General features: G+C 53.5%; 18 protein-coding genes. 2 read left to right on the top strand and 16 right to left on the bottom strand.

Annotated elements, in window-relative coordinates; all coding sequences use genetic code 11:
• Positions 1–84: 84 nt before the first annotated feature.
• Together fbaA and FEM03_RS18100 are read left to right on the top strand one after the other, a co-directional pair.
• On the top strand, positions 85–1,116 hold the full coding sequence (fbaA, locus tag FEM03_RS18105; protein ID WP_138087704.1) for a class II fructose-bisphosphate aldolase: 1,032 nt from the start codon (positions 85–87) through the stop codon (positions 1,114–1,116).
• Positions 1,117–1,303: 187 nt separating this feature from the next.
• The gene (locus FEM03_RS18100) at positions 1,304–1,798 is read left to right on the top strand and encodes a hypothetical protein (RefSeq protein WP_138087703.1); all 495 of its coding nucleotides are present in this window, start codon (positions 1,304–1,306) and stop codon (positions 1,796–1,798) included.
• Here the strand turns inward: FEM03_RS18100 and FEM03_RS18095 are convergent.
• From FEM03_RS18095 to FEM03_RS18020, 16 genes are all read right to left on the bottom strand, one after another.
• Entirely contained in the window at positions 1,795–2,511 is a 717-nt protein-coding gene (locus tag FEM03_RS18095) for a GDSL-type esterase/lipase family protein (protein ID WP_166442978.1), read from the bottom strand. The two genes, FEM03_RS18100 and FEM03_RS18095, sit on opposite strands and share 4 nt — an antisense overlap.
• Before the next feature lie 84 nt (positions 2,512–2,595).
• Positions 2,596–3,330: a hypothetical protein gene (locus FEM03_RS18090; protein WP_138087701.1), complete on the bottom strand. Its 735-nt coding sequence runs from the start codon at positions 3,328–3,330 to the stop codon at positions 2,596–2,598.
• 55 nt (positions 3,331–3,385) lie between these two features.
• The gene (locus FEM03_RS18085; RefSeq protein WP_138087700.1) at positions 3,386–4,855 is read right to left on the bottom strand and encodes a DUF1501 domain-containing protein; all 1,470 of its coding nucleotides are present in this window, start codon (positions 4,853–4,855) and stop codon (positions 3,386–3,388) included.
• Positions 4,856–4,949: 94 nt separating this feature from the next.
• Entirely contained in the window at positions 4,950–6,071 is a 1,122-nt protein-coding gene (locus tag FEM03_RS18080; RefSeq protein WP_138087699.1) for a glycosyltransferase family 2 protein, read from the bottom strand.
• 1 nt (position 6,072) lies between these two features.
• Positions 6,073–7,206, bottom strand: a complete 1,134-nt coding sequence (locus FEM03_RS18075; protein WP_206171070.1) for an endonuclease/exonuclease/phosphatase family protein — start codon at positions 7,204–7,206, stop codon at positions 6,073–6,075.
• 37 nt (positions 7,207–7,243) lie between these two features.
• Positions 7,244–7,474, bottom strand: coding sequence for a pilus assembly FimT family protein (locus FEM03_RS18070; protein WP_138087697.1), 231 nt, complete (start codon positions 7,472–7,474; stop codon positions 7,244–7,246).
• A 43-nt stretch (positions 7,475–7,517) separates the two neighbouring features.
• Positions 7,518–8,642: a glycosyltransferase family 2 protein gene (locus FEM03_RS18065; RefSeq protein WP_166442976.1), complete on the bottom strand. Its 1,125-nt coding sequence runs from the start codon at positions 8,640–8,642 to the stop codon at positions 7,518–7,520.
• Between the two features lie 4 nt (positions 8,643–8,646).
• Positions 8,647–9,855 (bottom strand): glycosyltransferase, encoded by a 1,209-nt coding sequence (locus FEM03_RS18060; protein WP_138087695.1) that lies wholly within the window; start codon positions 9,853–9,855, stop codon positions 8,647–8,649.
• Between the two features lie 2 nt (positions 9,856–9,857).
• A complete protein-coding gene (locus FEM03_RS18055; RefSeq protein ID WP_166442975.1) occupies positions 9,858–11,393 on the bottom strand; it encodes an ArnT family glycosyltransferase in 1,536 nt (511 codons plus the stop codon).
• A gap of 122 nt (positions 11,394–11,515) precedes the next feature.
• The gene (locus FEM03_RS18050; protein ID WP_138087693.1) at positions 11,516–13,003 is read right to left on the bottom strand and encodes an exopolysaccharide biosynthesis polyprenyl glycosylphosphotransferase; all 1,488 of its coding nucleotides are present in this window, start codon (positions 13,001–13,003) and stop codon (positions 11,516–11,518) included.
• A gap of 125 nt (positions 13,004–13,128) precedes the next feature.
• A complete protein-coding gene (locus FEM03_RS18045) occupies positions 13,129–13,671 on the bottom strand; it encodes a polysaccharide biosynthesis/export family protein (protein ID WP_166442974.1) in 543 nt (180 codons plus the stop codon).
• Positions 13,672–13,952: 281 nt separating this feature from the next.
• Positions 13,953–14,807 (bottom strand): hypothetical protein, encoded by an 855-nt coding sequence (locus FEM03_RS18040; RefSeq protein ID WP_138087691.1) that lies wholly within the window; start codon positions 14,805–14,807, stop codon positions 13,953–13,955.
• A gap of 48 nt (positions 14,808–14,855) precedes the next feature.
• Positions 14,856–16,628: a hypothetical protein gene (locus FEM03_RS18035; RefSeq protein WP_138087690.1), complete on the bottom strand. Its 1,773-nt coding sequence runs from the start codon at positions 16,626–16,628 to the stop codon at positions 14,856–14,858.
• Between the two features lie 630 nt (positions 16,629–17,258).
• Positions 17,259–19,505, bottom strand: coding sequence for a polysaccharide biosynthesis tyrosine autokinase (locus tag FEM03_RS18030; protein WP_138087689.1), 2,247 nt, complete (start codon positions 19,503–19,505; stop codon positions 17,259–17,261).
• Between the two features lie 53 nt (positions 19,506–19,558).
• The gene (locus FEM03_RS18025) at positions 19,559–19,843 is read right to left on the bottom strand and encodes a PLDc N-terminal domain-containing protein (RefSeq protein WP_166442973.1); all 285 of its coding nucleotides are present in this window, start codon (positions 19,841–19,843) and stop codon (positions 19,559–19,561) included.
• 201 nt (positions 19,844–20,044) lie between these two features.
• Entirely contained in the window at positions 20,045–21,397 is a 1,353-nt protein-coding gene (locus FEM03_RS18020) for an O-antigen ligase family protein (protein WP_166442972.1), read from the bottom strand.
• Between the last annotated feature and the right edge of the window lie 109 nt (positions 21,398–21,506).

Here is a 21,506-nt window from a genome sequence, read left to right as displayed (position 1 = left end):
GCATCAAAAACCACCCAATGCAAAAAGTTGCTCAATCGATCAAAAGTTGCAACCGGCCCAAATCATGCTCCTTTGCAAGCGACCATGCCCATTGCCACTCCCGCCCAATATCGCGCCATGCTGGACGCCGCCCAAAAAGGTGGCTACGCCTACCCGGCCATCAACGTCACCTCGACGGCCTCCCTCAACGGAGCCCTCAAAGCCTTTGCCGACTCCAAGTCCGACGGCATCATCCAGGTCAGCACCGGCGGTGGTGAATTTGCCTCCGGCATTGCCGTCAAGGACATGGCCCTCGGTGCCATCGTCCTCGCCGAAGCCGCCCATCGCCTCGCTGCGCGCTACGACGTCCTCATCGCCCTCCACACCGACCACTGCCATCCCAAGAACGTCGAGAAATTTCTCAAACCCTTGCTCGCCGCCACCGCCGAACGCCGCGCCGAAGGCAAAGGCAACCTCTTCAACAGTCACATGTTCGACGGCTCCGAGCTCCCGCTCGAAGAAAACATGCGCGTCTCCAAGGAACTCCTCGAGCAATGCGTTGAGCTCGACATCATCCTCGAAATCGAAGCCGGCGTTGTCGGCGGTGAAGAAGACGGACACGACACCTCAGGCGTCGCCAACGAAAAACTTTATACCACCCCTGAGGACATGCTCGCCGTCTACGAGACCCTCAACGGCGTCGGCCAGTTCATGTTCGCCGCCACCTTCGGAAACGTGCACGGTGCCTACAAACCCGGTGCCGTCAAACTCCAGCCCACCATCCTTCGCGACGGCCAGAAAGCCGTGACCGACAAATACGGTCCCGAAGCCGAAATGGACCTCGTCTTCCACGGCGGCTCAGGAACCGCCCTCGAAGAAATCCGCGAAACCCTTGGCTACGGTGTCATCAAGATGAACATCGACACCGACACCCAATACGCCTTCACCCTCCCGATCGCCCATCACATGTTCAAGAACTACGACGGCGTCCTCAAACTCGATGGCGAAGTCGGCGACAAAAAAATCTACGACCCGCGCAACTACCTCAAAAAAGCCGAGCAAGGGCTCTGCGAGCGTCTCATGCAAGCCTGTGACGACCTCCTCAGCACCGGCAACACCATCTTCGGCAAAGTGTAAACGTTGAAGGCTCGTCCCCGAGCCTTTCATCCAACCTCAAGGGCCGGGACGGCCCTTCTACTTTCCAGCCGCAGGCCACCACCTGCGGCTTTTTTGTGTCCAAAGCCTCAACCCCATCCTGCCGCGTATCCCATCCACCATGAAAAACCCAGCCATCTTCCGACGTTGCCCTCCCATGCCAAGCCCAATGCTCAACCAAATAGCAGCCCACGTAAGGAGGCTCACCTTATCCGTCATCCATCCACTCATCCTCGCCCTCACTCTTTTCCTCACCAGCTGCGCCATCCCCTACAACCACGCGTGGAACCAAGCTGCCGCCACCAGTTCCACCACCGCGCCCACCGACCTCTCCGGTGCCTGGCAAGGCACCTGGCGAAGCGAGGGCACCGGCCATCACGGCAAACTACGTGCCATCGTCAGCCCCGACCCCGACCCCAAACAGCCCAACGCCTGGACCTTCCGCTACCATGCCACTTGGGCAAAATTCCTTAGTGGCGGCTACAAGGCCCATCACATCGCCACTCCTCAACCCGACCAAAGCTACAAAATCTCCGGCGAACAGAACCTCGGCAAACTCTTCGGCGGCATATTCAAATACGACGGCAATGCCACCTCCACCCACTTCAAAGCCACCTACCAAAGCAAAGCTGACCACGGCGTATTCGAACTCACCCGTCCTTAGCCCTTCGCCTTTTTCTCCCACTCTTCCCGCAATACCGGCCCCAAAATCTTCTCCCACTCCACATATCCTTCAGGGCTCAAATGCAGCTGATCCTTGGCAAAAAATCGGTCAATCGGCTGCCCATTCTCATCCTCGAGATATTGGGCAGTCTCCACCCACCGGGTCCAAGGCCGCTCCGCGCACCACGCCTTCAATTTTCCATTCAACTCCCGCACCTTCTCGATCTGCTCAATCCGCTTCCGCGAAATTTTCACCGGATTCACAAGGACCTTGGTCTCTGGCAACTTGCGGTTCACCAATTCCAAAAACCCGGTGAAATCGGCGAGCGCCTCTTCCACCGTCAGCTTCGCATTGATGTCATTGCTCCCGGTATAGACCACCAACACTTTCGGCTCATAGCGCAGCACGACCTGATCTGCATAAACGATCAAATCATTCGCCACTGATCCTCCAAATCCACGATTCAGCACGGGAAGATCCGCAAACGCTTCCCCCAACTTCCACAACCGGATGCTGGAACTGCCGGTAAAAACAATCCCGCCACGGGGAGGCGCATTCTCCAGTTCTTCCTTGTCAAACGCCGCAATCTCCTTCGCAAATCGCGCCGGATCAGGTCGCTTGGTTTCCGACAAAACCTTCGACTTCAATGGGGCTACCGGCACCTCGCCCTCCCTGCAGCCCACCACCAAAATCGCAGCAAGAAACCAAACCAAGAAGCCAACCGGCCAACAAAAGTTCCTTTTGCTCATAACATCCCCATCGAATCAGTATTCTCGACTCACGACTTCCGAAATTTCTCATTTCGCGTTCGCCGCCTTCAACTCTTCCACACGCTTCAACGAAGCCGCATCCAAATTCGCCAGAGGATAATCCACCTTGCTGCCGTTCGGCATCTGAAACACCACCTTGTCCGCCGCGATCGCAATCACGGCCGCCTGAATGGTTTGACCACCCGAATTCGTCCAGGCCGCCGCCACCGGGGTTTTGATCACCACCGCCCCAGGGGTGCTTGCCGCTGTCATTGCTCCCGATGCAGCTGCTGCAGCCGCAGGATTTTTGTTGGCCACCTCCATCTCCGTTCCAAATGCCTTCACCGCCTTCTCGTCAGCCGCAATCAACTGCTCCGCCGTCATTTTCCCCAAAACTACTCCGGCATCGGAGGACGTTACCATCAGCTTCGGATACGCCTTGCCCAAGTCTGGGCCGGTCAAAATCCCATACAACGTTTCTCCCATCCGACCCTTGGCCGCCGTCATCAAATTCGACATCACCACCACCATGGTCGCGTCCTTTTCCATCCCCCAAAAAGCACGGCTGTTCGCCTCTTTCACTGACTCCTCCTCCGTCCGGTAATCAATGACCAAGATCGCCAGCGGTTTTTTCTTTTTCACCGCCTCCTCCTTCGCCTCATCGAACGTGTAAACTCCCCAACGCCCCTCCTTCTCCTTGGGAATCGCCTTCACTTCAGCTTCGGCCAAACCTTGCAGACTCAAACCAGCAACCAGGGTAAACAAAAGTGCGCGCGCGTTCATAAGTTCCGATCCTATAACAAATCCTCAACCGTGCCAACCCCTTGATTGATTGACCTCAACCAATCAACTGCTTCACCACGTGGGCGGCCTCAACCCCCGTCAGTTTTCCGTCCAGCCCTTGCGATTTGAACGAGAATTTCTCATGCTCAAACCCCAATAAATGCAGCATCGTCGCGTGAAAATCCCGAATATGCACCGGATCTTTGACGATGTTGTAGCTGAAATCATCCGTCTCGCCATGCACCACGCCCCCCTTGGCTCCACCACCCGCCATCCACATCGTGAAACAACGCGGATGATGATCCCGCCCATAATTGGTCTTGGTAAGCCCGCCCTGACTATAAATCGTCCGCCCGAATTCCCCGCCCCAGACAATTAGCGTGTCTTCAAACATTCCGCGCTGTTTCAGATCCTCAATCAGCGCATGGCACGGCTGGTCAATGTCCTTGCACTGCGATGGCATCCGCCCGTTTACATTGGAGTGGTGATCCCAGTTGTTGTGATACACCTGCACAAACCTCACGCCCCGCTCCACCAGTCGGCGCGCCATCAACGTCGTGTTCGCAAACGATCCCGGCTTGCGTGCCTCCTCCCCGTAAAGTTTAAAAATGTGCTCCGGCTCCTTGCTGATGTCCGTCAACTCCGGCACACTCGCCTGCATCCGAAAAGCCATCTCATACTGCTGAATCCGGGTGTGTGTCTCCGGATCACCCACCGCCTCATAGTTCAACTGGTTCAACGAATTGATCCCATCCAAAGTCCGGCGGCGCACACTGCTCGGCACCCCTGGCGGATTATTGATGAACAAAATCGGATCGCCCTTGCTGCGGAAGCTCACCCCCGCGTGCTCACCCGGTAAAAAACCCGCCGACCACAACCGCGATGAAATCGCCTGCTCCTGATCCCGATTCGTCGGCGTTGCCACCAACACCACAAAGGTCGGCAAATTCGCATTCATCGACCCCAACCCATAGGACGCCCAGGAACCCAAACACGGCTTCCCCGGAATCTGGTTCCCCGTCTGCATTGCCGCAATCGCCGGCTCATGATTGATCGCCTCCGTATGCAATGACTTGATCCAGCAAATATCATCCGCCGACTTCGCCAAAAACGGCAACATTTCCTTGTTCATCCACATCCCGCACTGACCCGCCTGAGCAAACTCATACTTCGACGGTGCAATCGGGAACCGAGTCTGACCGCTCGTCATGGTCGTCAACCGCTGTCCCTTGCGAATGCTCTCCGGTAGATCCTTGTCATACCAGTCCTTCATCGCCGGCTTGTAATCAAACAAGTCCATCTGCGAAGGGCCGCCCACCATGTGCAGATAAATCACCCGCTTCGCCGTCGGCGGAAAGTGCGGACCCAAAGTCCCCAACCCGGTTGCGCCACTCGCCCCAGCCTGCTGCTGCATCACTGCCTGTCCAAAAAGCGATGACAACGCTGCATAACCCATCGCATTTCCACCTCGCTTAAAGAAGTGACGACGAGTCTCAAACAACCGATGGTCATGCAACAAGTTCATAATAAAAAAGGTTAAAATCACCACCTCGAAAAATCTCTTCAATCCCCCCCCCTCCTACTGATACGCTCAATTCAATCCGGTTTTTACCGGCTATTCAATCCTTCCCGGCAATTTCAGACCCCTGGGCACCAGCAGACACGTCTCCACTTTCCCGCCTCGCCACCCTCTGACCTGCCTCACCGCGCCCCGCCAAATCCTCCTCATACTGCTTCAACGCCCTCCGCTCATGCCGCAGCCTCATCCACCCCTCCGCCCAGTAAAAAATCCCCGGCATCACCAACTTTTGAAACTTCACCACAAACACCTCCACCGTGCTCCTCATAAAATACCAAAACTGCCTCCACGACTGCAAATTCGCCTTCAACTCCCTAAACCCAGCCACTGCCCCACTCGCCCGGCACACCCTCAGCGTCAACATGCTCAGAGTATTTCCATAACCCCTGTCAAAATAATCCCCGCTGGCCCCATACCTCTCCTGCACATGCCTATACATTAAAACTTGCGACCGCGCCATCCGCACGCCGTTCCTTGACATATTCCGCCGATGACTCCGATAGCCAATCAGATACTGAGGCACACACACAAACTTAAATTGATGGGCCAGTTTTAACTGTAGCAAATAATCCTCGCAACCCTGCGCCCCTGCCTCATGAAGAGAGGTATCGTAACAACCGACCGACTCCAAACAAGCCGCCCTCATCATCATTCCGCTCCCATTTCCCACCAGATTGGTCGCCAGTTGCAGCTCAAAAACATCCCCCTTTTCATAATAAAGATACGACCGGCTCCGCTCCCTTCCCAGCGCATCAATCCGGTAATAAGGCGAATAAACCACCCCTGTATCCTCCCCCTCCCTCTCCAATGCCGCCACATGCAACTCCAATCGCTGCGGATGCCACACATCATCCGCGTCAATTGGTGCCACATACACTCCAGACGTCCGCTCAATCCCCGCATTTCTCGCCGCCGCCACCCCACCCCGCACTTGTCTCACCAATCTGACCCGCACATCCCGTAACGCCACTTCTTCAACCAACCCCGCCGTCCCATCCGTCGACCCATCGTCCACCACTATGACCTCAAAATTCCCATAACTCTGCCCCAACACCGACTCCAGCGTCGCCCCAATCGTCTCCTCCGCATTGTGTGCCGGGATCACCACCGACACCAACGGCCATCTGCCGCCATCATCCATAAACAAACGAACGAACAGCAATTCACCCCTCGTCCACCCACGTCAACTGAGCCGCCAACGCCCGATGCTGACTCGGCTGCTCCGGCTCCACCATGTTCCACTGCGGCCGCCAATGCTCACTGCACAGAATTTTGTCAATCCGCAGCCATGGCCGACGCAAAGCCAGAGGATTCCCCGTCCTACCTGGAAACGTATATCCCCCCCCCCAACCCGCGACCTCATGGGTGTCAATCATCTCCTCCGTCAGCAACTGATGAATATAACCTGGTGCAGGCGCATTGAAATCCCCCGCCACCACCATAGGCAGCTTCTCCTCACGGCATGCCTTGACCACCACCTCAGCCGACTCCACCTGCCGATCCCAAAACTCCTCATAAGCGCGACGTTTCTCCCCCCCCTTCGTCCCCGGCACCCCCAAAACGCCCCACAAAAAAGCGCCTCTCCGCATCGCCAGCAACGCATCACGCGGCGTGCGCAAATGCACCGAATAAACCGCCACCTCCCGCCCGTCCCAGTCAATTACAAACCTTCCCGCCACCGCATGCCCCTCGTGAACCACCAGCGACGTAGATAAAACCGGGAATTTCGAAACCAACGTATATTCCCCCACACTATCGCCGAACTTGAATGCCTCATAACCCTCCGCCTGCAAAAACTGCGAAGCCCTCCCGCGTGCTTCCTGAAACACCAAAATATCCGGCTTCACCTGCGCAATAAACGGCCGCTGCGAAGCCCCCTGACTCTGGCCTCGGTTAAAACTAAACACCGTCAATGATCTCCCCCGATCCTTCCCGACCTCCACAACCCTATGCCATGACCACCCCGCAAGACCCGACATCACCACCGCCCCCGCCAGCCCGCCAAACACCAAAGACTTCCAATCCATCAACAAGGCCAGAGCCAGCAATGGCACCAATGGCAAAGCCCAGGTCAGCCATGGCACATACAACAAGAAGGCCATAGTCAAATTCCCCTCGCCCAACCAGCGAAATCCCATCCACAACCCCACCAAAAACAACACATACCCCCCCACCAAACCCCTCAACGCATAACGCAACCACCTCCCGATTCGCGCTAACAACAACAACCGTTTGCTCTCATCCAGCAGCGCCTCACCCAGCCCCACCCAGACACGAGTTGACCAAGATTTTGACACCTCCTTCATAAATCCAAACCTGCTACCCAACAGAAATTCAGGGGGTCTCAGCCGGCAATTTCTCCCCGTCAGGTTTCACATCACCCGTCTCCACCTTCATCCCCTCCTCAACCACCGCAGCCGGAACCAGAGCCGGAGCCGACAAATCCTGCGGAGGTCGGTTCGCTTTGCGCCACAACGCAAAACTCAACCACACCAGCACAAACAAACACACCAGCATCGCCAGCGTCTCCAACAATGTAAAACCAGCTCTTTTCTCGTTCTTCATAAATTCATGCTCAACGGTTTCAACTCCACGCCTTCTTAGTCCACTACCGCGCCTTGCGCAATACATGCAAACCGAGAAGTCCAATCGCCGACAACGCCGGAACCGCCAAAAAATGCACCCATACAATCAGCTCATTCGCATGGTGCAATCCGCTGAAGCGATTCAACGCCCACTGCATCGTGATCCATAACACCACCGCCCCAATCCCGAGCAATAATCCCAGCAAAAGGAAGAACAAGATCCCCTCCTCCATCTCAATCAACTTTCGAGTGATCCCCAATGGCGGATCATTGCTGCGAAGATACAACATGCAGCTGAACAAATACAATTGCGCTCCCATCATCGCCCCCAACATCACCAACACCTGACTGTGCACATCAAAGATGTGAATGCTTCCCACCCCGATCGGCCCCAACAATGCCGCCATTGCCTGCAACAACGTCGCAAATATCAACAACCCCAGTCCTGCCACCTCAAACAACCTTGGTCGCTCCGACAAAATAAACAACAGGTGCCGCATCCCATCCCTCCAGGTCCGCAGATGGGGCATCCTCTCCACCGGACTCGGTGTCAATCCCGACGGAATCTCCACACTCTTCGCGTCATTCTTCAGGGCCTTGATCAACAGCTCTGAGGCAAACTCCATCCCGGTGGCCCGAATGTTCCATTTGTTGAAGGATTCACGTCGAATACAACGGAATCCCGAATTGCAGTCGCTCAATTTCCCGCCAAACAAACGGTTGATCAACCAGGTCAACACCGGCGTTCCCAACCACCGATGCAACGGCGGCATCGCGTCCTTCTCAATGCGCCCTTTCAACCGCGAAGCGATTCCCATGTCCGCATTCGCCTTTCTCGTTTCCTGGTAGAGACTCAAGGCGTCCTCATAGAGATAGGTGCCATCCGCATCCGCGAACATCACATAACTGCCTTGCGCGCCGTTGATCCCGCCGCTCAAAGCCGCTCCGTAACCGCGCTCCGGCACCGGCACCACACGGGCTCCATGCCTCTCAGCAATCAACCTCGAGTCATCCGTGCTGCCATTGTCCGCCACCACCACCTCGAACCGAAGTTCTGGATCTCGCACCAACGAACCGCGCACACGGTCAATACACGCGCCTAAAGAGCGCTCTTCGTTCAAACAAGGAAACACAAAGGTTAGATCCATAATGTCATGATTTAAGCTGAAAACTCTTTTCCGAATCACTCTCCACGGCTGTTTCCAGAACCGACTGATAAACCGCGGCAGTTCTCTCCCAAGACAGGGTGCCGCCATACTCCGCGATCCGCTTCCCGTCCAATGGCGTCTCCAACAATTTTTCCATCGCCTGTGCGAACGCCTCCACATCATCCTCTGGAGTCAACAGCCCCTTCCACGGCTCATCCACCACTTCATGTATCCCGCCCACATCCGTCGCCAACACCGGCAATCCACAAGCCATTGACTCCAATACCACATTGGGCAGCCCTTCGTTCCGACTGCTCAAACACAACAAATCCGCCGCCCTCATTCTTTCTCCAATTTCCACCGCCGGCAATGGTCCTAGAAATGTCACCTGACCCGCCATTCCCAACTTCTCCACCAACTCCTTCAATTCTTTTTCCATTGGACCTTTCCCCGCAATCAGCAATTGCATCCGCCATTCCGGCCTGGCCCTTACCACCTCCCCGAATGCCCTCACCAACAATCCTGGGTTTTTGACCGGCAACAAATTCCCCACAAACAAAACCACCTTCGCTTCCCCTCCCAATCCTCGGTTTTCACGCTCACCGCCGAGCCCATTTCGATGGAACACCTTGCTGTCCACTCCATTAGCCACTGGCTTCAATTTTTCATTCGGCACCCCCGCCGCTTCCAACAATCGCGCCAGTGACTTGCTTCTGGTGATCACCGCCACGCTTTGTTCCACCGCCTCCAAGATCAAAGTTCGTCGCCTGGCCACTTTCAGATAGCGATGCACATCCGACCCCTGCGCGATCAGCACCAACGGCAACCCCAGCTTTTTTGCCAGCGCCGCCGCCGCCCATCCATCCGGATACAACCAACTCGCCATCACCACATCGAACTCCTGCTTCCCCCGCTGCACCTCCATCGCATTCTCCAATGCCCGCTCCATGAGCTGATGATTCACCAAGTCCCCAATCCTTGGCACATAACGGACCGGCACAAAGTTCGGCGCGAAGATCTCGTCACCCGACCGTGGATTCCACGACTCCTTGCCTGACGACAACCATGCTTTCAGTGTTGGTCTCAAAGCAAGCACTCTGATCTCCCACGAATCGGACAATCGGTGCAACACCGTGGCATTGTCCAATCCGCGATAACGTTCTGTTTCATCCGGGAACAGATTGGAAATGAACAGCAACCTCGGGCGTTTCATACTTAGACCCCATCCCCCACTCTTTTCGGTGGACCAATCCGCCGGAAGATCTGCATCGATCCAAAATCATTGACCGCCCGCTGCACCTTCACCTCGCGCCATTGGCTCCACTCACCATCCGCTGCCTTCAATGCACCCGTGAGCTGACCAAAATAAGCGGGCCGATCCACCTCCGCCACACTTTGGTCGACCAACACCCACTCCACCCTTTGTTGTTCCAAATATTTCAACATCTCCTGGTCACTGGCAAACAACTCCTCATTTCCCCTCCCCAGCCAGTCAATCTCCGCCAACACCTTCGAAGCCCTCAACATTCTGAACCCTTCCAGCCCTCGCATGCCTTCATCAAAAGCAGCTGCTGCCACCATGGCCCCTTCACCCCTTGCATCCGAGCAGATCAGCATGGTGCCATGGTCTGCTATCCCCTCCTCATGAACCATCAACACCCCATTTGAAAACCCTTTCACTTCTTTGGCCAATTTGGGCAACGAAACCAGACTCCCCACCGAGATCCCCATCACCAACCCAACGGCCCCCACCTTTACCAATGGCGGCCAGCTGAACCAATCGAGCCACCGGCTCATGCTTAGCACCACCAACAACATCATCGGTGCACTCAACGGCAGAAAATATCGCGAACTTAGCCCGGCTGGAACCGACATCATCATCACCGCTCCAGAGAGGAGCAAAGCCCACAAAGCAGCTTCCACGAAACCAACTTTACTGCCACTCCCCCATCGCCACACCAACTGAACAAGAGCAATCACCATCACCAGCGCCAGCGGCCACCCATAGTTGTCCACAAACGCCCTCCCGTAAAATGGCAGTGCCTCCATGAAATGGCCCGCGGGCGACAATCCGCTCATTCCCTCCTCAGTAAATCGGAAAGAAAACCACTGCCAAGGCAGCGCCAGCAGCAACACCGGCAACGGTGCCAGCCATAGCGAAGGTTTGATCAACAGTCTCCATTCTTTCGCCAATCCAATCGCAATCGGAGGCAAGAGTGCGAGCATCCAACCCGAACCTTTGATGAGAATCGCCATCGAAGCAAAAACCCCAAACGCCAGTGCCCAAGCCGCCTTCGGTTTTCTCATGAAGAGCGCAAACGCCCCGGTTGCCGCCAGGCACATCAACACCAGAAAGAAATCGGCCATCACCAGCATCGACAACTTCAACACCGGCATCGTCATACACCAGGCTACACCCGCCACCAACCCCAACCAGACCGACATTGTCCTCGATCCAAACCATACTAAAAAGGTCGCCACAGAAGCTGCGAGAACTGCCTGCAACACCAGCAAGGTTTGGATCGATGAAAACAGGGTAAGGACTACGGCAACCAGCGCATAATATCCCGGCGGGTAATGTCCCAACGCCACTTTTGGATAGCGAGCATAATACGCGTCGGCGAACTCCAACGGATGGCTCCCGAAGGAATGAACCACATAGTCCCGCACCATCAGACTTGTCACCGCATGCGCCGCCTCATCGGGGTCGCCTCCCAGGTCGCTTTGCCAAGCTCCATGTTTGGACTGCAAAATCGCGAATCCCAAAAAACAGCAGCACCAAAACAGGAAAACCCATCTCATTGACGCGACTCCAGTTCCATTGGAAGACTTCCACGGAGCAGGGTTTCGAATTGGATTGACTCCTGCCACACTCACGCATTCACCGCCGTCGTTCCCGGCAGAGGGTCAGAAATCCCCCCTGCTTCCACTTCCGCCAACAACCCAGGACTTAACAGGCTCCACTCTCTATCTGCATGCACCGCATGTTCCCCCATCGACTTCACTCCCCCAACTAAAACGGTGCGCACAGTCTCCAGCAACACGAAAAAATCTAGGAGGAGGCTCATGTGCTTCATGTAATACAAATCAAATTCTAGCTTCCTCCAGGCATCACCCGCACATGAACCGTAAGGATAGCGAACTTGGGCCCACCCTGTCAGCCCCGGCTGAATGAACAACCTCTCCCGGTAGTGAGGGATTTTTTGCTCCAACTCGCTTACAAACACCCCTCGTTCCGGCCTTGGTCCCACAAAGGACATCTCACCGCGTAATACATTCAGTAACTGCGGAATCTCGTCCACTCGGAACTTCCTCAACCACTTACCTGCCGGAAACACTCTTTTGTCGTTGGCCACCGACCATTTAGGTCCATCTTTTTCAGCATCGACGTGCATGGTTCTCAATTTCACCACCTCAAATTTTCGACCAAGCCTTCCCAACCGTTCTTGACGAAAAAACACCGGTCCCTTCGATTGGGTCTTCACCAGCAACATTCCAACGAAAAGAAACGGCGACAGCATGACCATGAAAGCCAACGATGCCGCGATATCAAACAAACGCTTCAACCTCTTCACATAAAAAAGGTTAGACTGTGTTGATGCTCTAAAAAGCCAGCTCTCCGTCACCATTTGCAAGGGAACCGCTTGAAATACCTCCTCACACAAATCAGCGAGCGAGAGCACATCGATCCCCTCGTATCTCCACCGACGCAAGAAGCTCGCAACTTGCGGCAATACCATGTGTCCGTCCCTCACCAGAATAACCGAGTTGGAGCTTAGATCAATTGGTTGCCCCTCTTCGAGCGTTCCCAATATCGGTAACTGACGCTGTGGACGATAGCCGCCGACACAGATCAATCCTTTGATCAAGGTGCGCCGACTATGTCTTGCAAGGATCTCCGCAGCCAACTCGTCATCTGTGTCAGCAACCAGACAAACGGCACTCTCACCTGGAAGTCTAGAACGTCCATGTTCCACTCCATGATGGAAACAGCAGATCGCAACAGTGATCGGAAATCCCATCAACAATACCCCGCGCCCGATTCTCAAATCATACGAAACCGCACCGACTGTAAAGATCACCAACAACGCGGCCAAGATTGCAAACAAGAGCCACCGAAACCTCATCCATTTGCCAATCTTCGCTGGTTCCTCAGTATACAAACCACCGATATACAGAACACAAGGAAGGACAATGGAAGCCAGCCCTATGGCAGGTAAATATAGAAGCGTTTGGATCGAAAAGTCATCGGTAAACCGAACCAAACAACCAAACAAGAGTCCGACGTGAACTGCCAGCGCATCCATTAAAAAATGGGCTCCGGCGGAAACCAGCCTCTTGGACACTCTCGCTTGTGGCATACAGAATTATTGGATTAAAGGTTCTCTACCAGCTCAGAAACCACCTTATCCAAATAACACCACCCCCTTATGTCCACAACCTCATTAACCAAGCATATCTTGCGCAAGAGCTCCGCAAATCGTTGCTAGAAACCGAATACTTTGGGGGGAACATTAATAATATCTCCATCTCCCAATGGCACATCACTCGTCTTGCCCTGCTCAATGGCCCGGACATCCACCACCTGTTTGCGCCGCAACCCCGCTGAATCCTGCCGCATGATCTCCACTTTCGATAAATTCCCGAAATTCGAAGGCCCGCCAGCCATCAGTAGCGCTTCATAAACTCCCGGATTCCGACCCGAAACCACCGGGATCTGATGTTGCCCTGGACTCCCCACCTTGCCAGTCAAGAACACCTTGATGCGCGGCTGCTGCGCCATCGCTGCCTGAGCATCGGGCCCGGAAGAAATCAACTCCACAAAAACCGTGGCCTTGGTCAATTGCGACCTCTGCAAAGACTCCCGCATCTTGCGCTCCGCGCCATCCCTCGTCAGACCCAACACCGGAATCCGACCCAACTTGGGAATCAATACATAGCCTTCAGGCCTCACACTAAACTGCCCGTTAAAAGAGGTATCCTCTTCAACCATCAACTCCAGCCCGTCTCCCACTCTGAAGGTTGGCATGACCTTGACCGTCGACGCCGAAGGTCCGCCCGGAAGCATCGGTGGCGGCAAAATCCCGTCGTCCTTTGATGCACACGAGCCAAGCAAAACCACAGAACCCAAGATACTAAACCATCTACGGAAGTTAGACAGTTGTCCGACGAGCCTAAAGTGAAGAGAAAATGCTGACATGAGAAATAGAAGTTTGAGTTTGGCCTCGCTAAACACCAACCAAGGCGGTCAGCAGATTAGCTGACCGCCTCTCGAAGGAACTCAATAGAAAGCTAAAATGAGACAGGAAATCACTTGGTGGACGGACCAACATTCAGCCAAACACCTTCGGCGTTGTTGTTGATGAATTCCTTCTGCGCAGCCTGCGGAAGCACCGTGAACAGAATGTGATCAAACGAAGTGCGGAAGCTCTTCAACAAGACCTTCCTCGACTCCACAAATTGTTGTGGCGACGAACCAATCTTACGATGGGAACAGGTCAGCAACAACCGAAGGTCGCCGATATGATTTTTCGAAGAACTAACTCCTTCAACATACACAATCCGTGGAATCGCATCGGGAAGATTGTATGGATAGACACGGTATTGCGTCGTGAACTCTACATAACGCTTGTCAGGATTCGCGCTATCAAGAAGCAGCTCCGTGCGGCCAGAATCGCGCCAAACACGAATCCGACCCGTGGAAGAAACCTCTTCATCAAACGAACCAAACTGGCCCGAACGATCACTCCGGTTGATCCCCGCCACTTCAAGTCCGATCACCACCTCACCATCAAAATCCACACGATAAGGCCTCACGCGAATGACCGTTTTGGTCATTTCACCAACCCCGACCTGCAGCCCAGGAGGCGTCCCTTCAAATGCACCACCATCAGCGGGATCAGTATTGCTGATATGGCCGTCCATGTTCATATCCGCATCCATATCCACCTTCGCAATGGCGCGCTCGGAATCTTTCCAACTGTTCACCCGCTGACCGTAATATTTGTGAAAACTGGACGGAATGTCCATCGAAGTTTCGGCGGCCTTTAGGGGACCTTGCACCGGAACAATGTCCTTCTCGCCCGCCATCAACCATGGCGACAAGATCACCAGAGATGTCGCCGTCAATAACGTCCGTTTAGGCTGAGTTGCTTGCATTTTCATAAGATCTGCTTTGTTTATGGGATTTAAGTTGGGAAGGAAACAATTCGGTTAGAAATAACGCCTAATACTTAACCCGACGAGGTGCTCATCAAACCCACCGCCTTCAAACTCGGCGTCCTCATATTGATAGTATCCCTCTAACGTCAATCGAGACGTCAACCGTTGAATCACATTCAGTCGATACAGCCAACGCTCAGTATCTTGCACGCCATCGGCGACTTCGTTAGTTTCGTAAACCGCAGAGGCGGTGATGTTAGTGTAACCCAAAGGTCGATAGCTAAGATAGGCACCGTAGCTGTATCGATCGTATTCTTCAACATTGAACCGGTCTCCCGAGCGTCGCTCCAATCGTTCAGACTGCTCCCACTGGGCAACCCCGGTCAGCGACAACTGGTGCGTGATCTTGAGGGCGATGTAATAGCGGGCGTAGGTTGCGTAGACCGTCTCGGGTGAAAAGGCATCCTCAAAAATATTCTGCCCAAACGAAACTCCGTGTGCAATCCCCTCCGAAATCGTATGGTTCAGACTGACATACCACAACCAACTTTCATTTTCTGCTTCATCCCCCGTCTCCCAAAGATATCCTCCGCCAAATGCGGTGTTAATATTTTCGGTAATTCGCCCCCTAAATCCGAGCATCACCTCATGTCTATAGGTTTCATGATCGCTGGTGGACGCATCATACGTGAGCACAGGCGCAAATGGAATGACGTTTCCTTCGTATCCAAGCAAGGCACCGAAGTGATCTCGGTAAGCGTGATCTTCAAAGCTGAAGGTCCTCCAAAAATCCGTATGATCAGCCTGCAAAGACAGCCTCCAGTCCTCCGTAAAAACCAAACTGGATGCGCGGCCTAATATCTGATTGGAGATCCAGGCGTCATCGCTGCGCACATCAAATCTGGAACTTCGCTCCGGGCTGTAGAAACCGAACGAATACCGCCCAGCAAAATCGACACCATCTTGACCGTCATCCAGACCCAAGTCGTAATTCAAACCTGGATGCACAGCAAAGGTGTCAAGCAAGAGAAATTCCCACGATCCCGCCTGTCCCTGCCAATGCATATTTAGAGTGAACACCGGACCACCACCACCATCGAGCGAGGTTCCAAATCCCAACTCATTCTCCAGTGGCAGATAAATGAAATTTCCCAACGCGGAAATGTAGAATGTTTCAGTGATCCGCAAATAGCCACGAATGGCAAAATCGATGTAGGCAGCGGTATCATCCGTGTCGAGCTTCTGGGCGGAACCGTAAGGGCTGTAATCCGTCCAAATCGCACCCGCCCCAATCCATAGAAGGTCAAAGTAGAGCGGGCCAAGTTTCACATGCGCCATTTCCGGTTCGAAAGTTCTGGTGATCAGCGGGGGAATTTCCCCATCTAACGCTATGGATGCGCCTTGCAAACGGCTGGATTCAATCACCAATGTATCTTGAGGACCAAAAAATCCCAAAAAACGATCCACTGGCGCAAGGATATTCCTATGTTGACTATAGATCGAATTGTCTTGCCGATCATACGGAAATATCCCTGTAGCTCCCTGCAACTCGGCATCCGGTCCCTGGTGTGAATTCATCCCCCTGGGATAATCACGATCAGCGAGATACAAAAGATCGTCTTGAGTCGGAAAAAATCCCTCCGCCTGCCCCACCAACGTGTTCTCGTGAGTGGATTCCCCTTTGGCCACCAGAACCAACTCGCCAGAATCATTCGAAGGCAGAATCTCTTGAGACCGGGCATTCTGCACCCCGGCAACCATCCAGGCGACACTCGACATCATTACCGCTCGTTGCAGGCCTTTGTTGATTAATTCCAGATTCATAGCGGAAAACTTCTTAAGATGTGCCCTTACGGGCTCTGCCTTTGAATTAGCCCCGCCTTAATACTTCATCAATGATTAGATGCAATAAAATTCTTTGCCCGTCTAGAAAGTTTTGCTTTTCAACAGTGCAGGATACCGGGTTCCACATTTACTATCTTCCACTGTAAGTCAAAAGGTCTTAACAACTGCGCATTAATTGCGAGAGGATCTACCTGAGCAGGCATCAATCACCCAGCCCTATAAGAACTTTAATAAGTTGGATAAGATCAGCTAATACTCAATCACAACTCAAGGCGAAATCAGAACAGGGGCAAATAAGGCTCTGTTCTTTGAACTTCGGGCGGGACATAGGTGGCTTTGGCTCGAACAGGCGTTCCGTGACCACCGTAGTAGGGGGAAGAACTGCAGCCGGTCAGCAAAAGCCCCACAGCCATCGCCGCAACGGCAGCCAAACAAGTTTTAAGTTCTACGCTATTCATTATTAGTGATCCTTTCTAACGGCCTCTAAGTCATCTTTTTACTGCATGCGACATCAAAGTCAAGCCTCCCCTCAAATAATCATTCGCAAGAATATTTCTTAAAGCCTTTCAACCCGAGAAATAGTTCAAAAGCCAGGCTAGCTTCACCGGCTTACACGACGGCTTTTCCGCCAGCCCCCACACCCTCCAGATCTTCGTAGTAAGAAGCCGAGTAATAGTAGTAGTTGTAGTAGTTCTTTGCCTTGTTCAAGTCGAGATCATTCAACACCATGCCGAAGAAATGCGCATCGGTCTTTCTCAGCAGTGCCACCGCATCCGACACGTCCCTCCGGGTAGTTTTCTCAGCACGCACCACCATGATCACCCCGTCAACAACAATACGAAGCGCAGCCGTCTCGCTCAATCCCAATACCGGCGGGGTATCGATTACGATTTGATCGTATTCACCCCGGAACCGCTCCACCAGATCGACAAATCCTTTTTGGCAAAGCAGCTCAGTCGTTCCTGTGATGATCGGACCCCGAGGAATCACATCCAGGAGAGGGTTGGACGTTTTGAGCACGGCTTCCTGAACCGGAAACCGATTTAAAAGAAGCTGCGTGATTCCAATGTCATTTGCCACATCCAAAACCTGATGCACACGTCCGCGTCGCAAGTCACAATCAATCAACAGCGTGCGTGAACCCATGGACTGAAAAGCCCAGGCGAGGTTCGCCGCTTGACTCGTTTTCCCCTCAGAAGGTCTGGCACTGGTAACCATGATCACCTGTGATTTGCCTTTTGAATTGGGATGCAAAAGGATGTGGCTACGAATCAGCCGGAAACTCTCCAACAAATGGTTGGGGGATTTCGCGCCGATGGAGGGAGACCTCGCAATGTCCTCTAATACCTCTTTGGTGGTTCGAGGGATCACTCCAACGGCAGTCAGACCAGTCACATTTTCCAACTGCTGCAAGGTCTCAACCCCAGTGTGCATCAGATTCACCAAAGTCGGCGCGCCAATCGCCCCCCCGATAGCCAGCATCAGGGAGATCATCAACAGCTTCATTTTGTTCGGCGAAGTCGGTTCCACATCCCGCAAGTTCACAAATTCCTTAAAATGCATCTCCACCCAATCGAGATCCTGAGTAAACGAGATCATCGACAACTTGTCCGACAATTTGTCCCGCGCCCTGCCCCACATCGCCCGGCCCTGCGAAGCGCTCATATACTGCTCACCGGCCAGCCCTGCCTCTTCGTTGGTCTGATAATACTCGGGCAACCGCTTTTCAAGAGTGGCAATTTTTTGGGTTTGCTGTTGAAAATCAAGCTCGAAGCGCCGGCGCATCACTTCTAACTCAGCAGCCAAAGCACGGGTGTTGTTGGCGAGATCCTCTTCCAATCCTTTCACGATTGCATGTGCTGGCAAGTATCGTTTGTTCGCCTCCATCAGCTCCTCCTCAATCACACGACGCTTTTTCTCCAAATCTTGCCAGGGTCGCAATCCCTCCACCATGTTCGGCTGCACGACAAATGACGCAGGCACAGGCTGCGCCGGAGCTCCTTCCGGTTTGTCCACCATTCCCTGTTGCGACTGCCGACGCAATAGATCCCCCACCCTTAGCTCACGCTCTTTCTCAAATGCCGTCAACATCGACAGTTCCGCGAAAATCTGCTCCGCAGTCAGTTTCTCCGGCGCGGTTCCTAAAGTTCCACGTTGATCCAGACTTAACCGCACTTCCTCCATCCGACGAACCACTTCTTTGGTCATGATCAACTCCGCAGGAACCATAAAAAGCCGTGACTGCTCGATTTTCACCTCAGTCATCCTGCTCTCCCTCTCAAGCTTGGACAAATCCTTGTAGCTGTCCACGGCCAACCCCTCGAGCGTGTCCACCTCCCTCGCATAACGAATGAGTGCCTCGTTGCGGTATTTCGCCCAAGCCTCCTCCCTTTGTGCCCGGTAAACTTCAATCAACTTCTTCGCAAACACTCTCACCACTGCCGGATCCGGACTCATCACAGAAATTTGCAAATGACTCCAGTTCATCGTGCTCGCACGCACCCTCAACTGCTTCGACTTCACCGCCTCAAACGATGCCGAGGGCCCAACAATTCCCAGCTCCTTCGCGGCAGCCAGAACATTGCTGTCGGAGGCCAGCTCCCAAGGCAAATACTTCAGCGCTGACGTCTGGCTTCCAGCCGAATCCCCCATCCCCTTGTCGCTCAATGGTGATCCGAACACCCTGAAATAGATGACCGCATTGGAAGAATAGAGGGGCGTCGTGTAGACGAAGTAACAAAGTCCTGCCAACACCCCCAAACATGCCATGATCACCATCAGTCGACCATGCTGGGCATACGAGAGGGCATTTCCAACCGCTGCCGCAAAATCAAATTTTTTCTTAGTCGTATCCATAAACTAGTCTCGTCTATCTCAATGAAATTTGTGTTGACTTCAATTTCTCGCATTCAAGCTCCTGCACCCTTGCCCTTGGAGGAAACTGTTCTTGGAGGACCCACGACAAATTTCAAAAATGAATAGTCGAACCGGGTGAGGCACCACAACAAATACAACAACAACCCAATTCCCGGCAGCGCCACCACTAACAGCAGCCAAATAAATCGAACCCACAAACTGGAGGCTTGACTGCGGATACTGAAGAACGTGGCAAAAAGCATGAGCGCCCAGACTGTTCCAATTCCCCAGTAGATCATAGGATGATCATTGATCGCATTCGCCTCGATAAATCGCATCAGGACATCTCTCATAAATTCAGCAGTAAAATTCTTACCTGGTTTTCGTTTTTCTATGATGAGAAACTTTCATTATTTCAACTGGAAATCCGTGGGAGTGTCGCCTCTAGTCTCCAATTCGCAACGACAAACACCTTCTATTTGTCACTGCGTCCGAGCAAATACGCCAGGGTATCCCCGCTCCCTCCGAATAAGAGAACCCTATAGGTTTGCCATGATGTAGTCCCAGATCCAGATGGTAAGCCAAGTTGCACTACCCGCGACCATGAGGTCCAACCACCCAAAACGATTCCAAAACTTCTTAATCTGAGGGACTGAATCCGATTTGACCAGCCCAGGCCCGCTCGCCTGAAATATAAGAACCGGCGTTAACTGGGCGACTGGTGCCTTATCCAAGAATTTTGCCTCTTCTAGCCTGGCAGCCTCAGCTTTGGCCTCTTCGGCCTTGGTCAGCTCTTCTGCTACTGTGAGCCGATGTATCGCCGCAGCGACGGCAATCATCAAAAAATATTCCGTGTGATATTGCCGATTGATCATCCAGCCTGAGATCATATTGGCTGCAATCAGCAAAATCAACGCACGTCGACATCGCTCCTGCTCTTCGTCTCGCGGTCGCAGCACCAAAAGGGTGCGCAGCGCCACCAACTGTGCCGCTAAATAGAGAAACAATCCGTAAATCCCCAAATCCGCCGCCACCTGCACGTAACTGGAATGCGTAGCCTTTGCTACGATGACCGGTCGATTTCCCTCCGCAACCCACGGTATGAATGCAATAAACTGCTTCCAACCAACTCCTGTGGCGTGATCCTTCGTAGCCTGCCTTGCCTGCTCCCAAGCCATCAACCTACCCAACACCCCCTCATCAGCTCGCAAATTGCCCATCTGCTCCATTCTTGGCAAAAAGCTCAGCGCCCCAACCCCCAGCACCGCCGCCATAGCGATCGCCCCTATTTGCACAAATTTGGGGCGCCCAATAACGAAAATCAACACCGTCAGCATCCCCCCCACCACATAAGATCCCTTGGACTGGGTCTCCCACGCACACATACCAGCCAGGATCATGAACGCTGGAAACATCACCGCACGTTGAAACAAACTCCCCCTCCAAAACCAAAGAACGTAGCTCAATGGAATGGCCGCCACTACTGAGTGACCAAGCGCATTGGGGTTGTTATGCATCCAAGTTCCCAAACTCAATCGGCCTTGCATGGAGTCCGTTATAGGCTTCCCACCAGTGATGTCCAATCCATAGAGACTCAACACCCCCATCAGCGCCAGAGCCAGCAACATCCAGTTCCACCATTTTAGGTAGCCCAGCACCTTGTCCCAAGATGACAGTGACTGGACCGTCAATCCATAAAACACTACCAATGGAAAGAAACCAGAAAAGACGCTCACCCCCGCCGGAGCCGTAAAAACCACATAGAGAAAATACGCCAGCACAAGCCAGTCATGCGGCGTTTTGAGAATGCCCCTCAGCGGCGTCCGCGAGCGCATGTCACCAAACAAAAGCAACGCCACCCAGATCAGCATCACCGGTCGGATGATGTTCACTCCGATCAACCCCGGAAACCAATCCTGTGGACGAACATACCAAAGAAAGAGGAAAAACAGTGCAAACCGATAGGCCATATGGAATTTTAAAATGTCTTCCTCAAAAAAT

Source organism: Phragmitibacter flavus, assembly GCF_005780165.1.
In the GTDB taxonomy this organism is placed as follows: Bacteria; Verrucomicrobiota; Verrucomicrobiia; order Verrucomicrobiales; family Verrucomicrobiaceae; genus Phragmitibacter; species Phragmitibacter flavus.
Note: the sequence above shows the minus strand (reverse complement) of the source record. Positions and strands in the feature narration are given on the sequence as shown.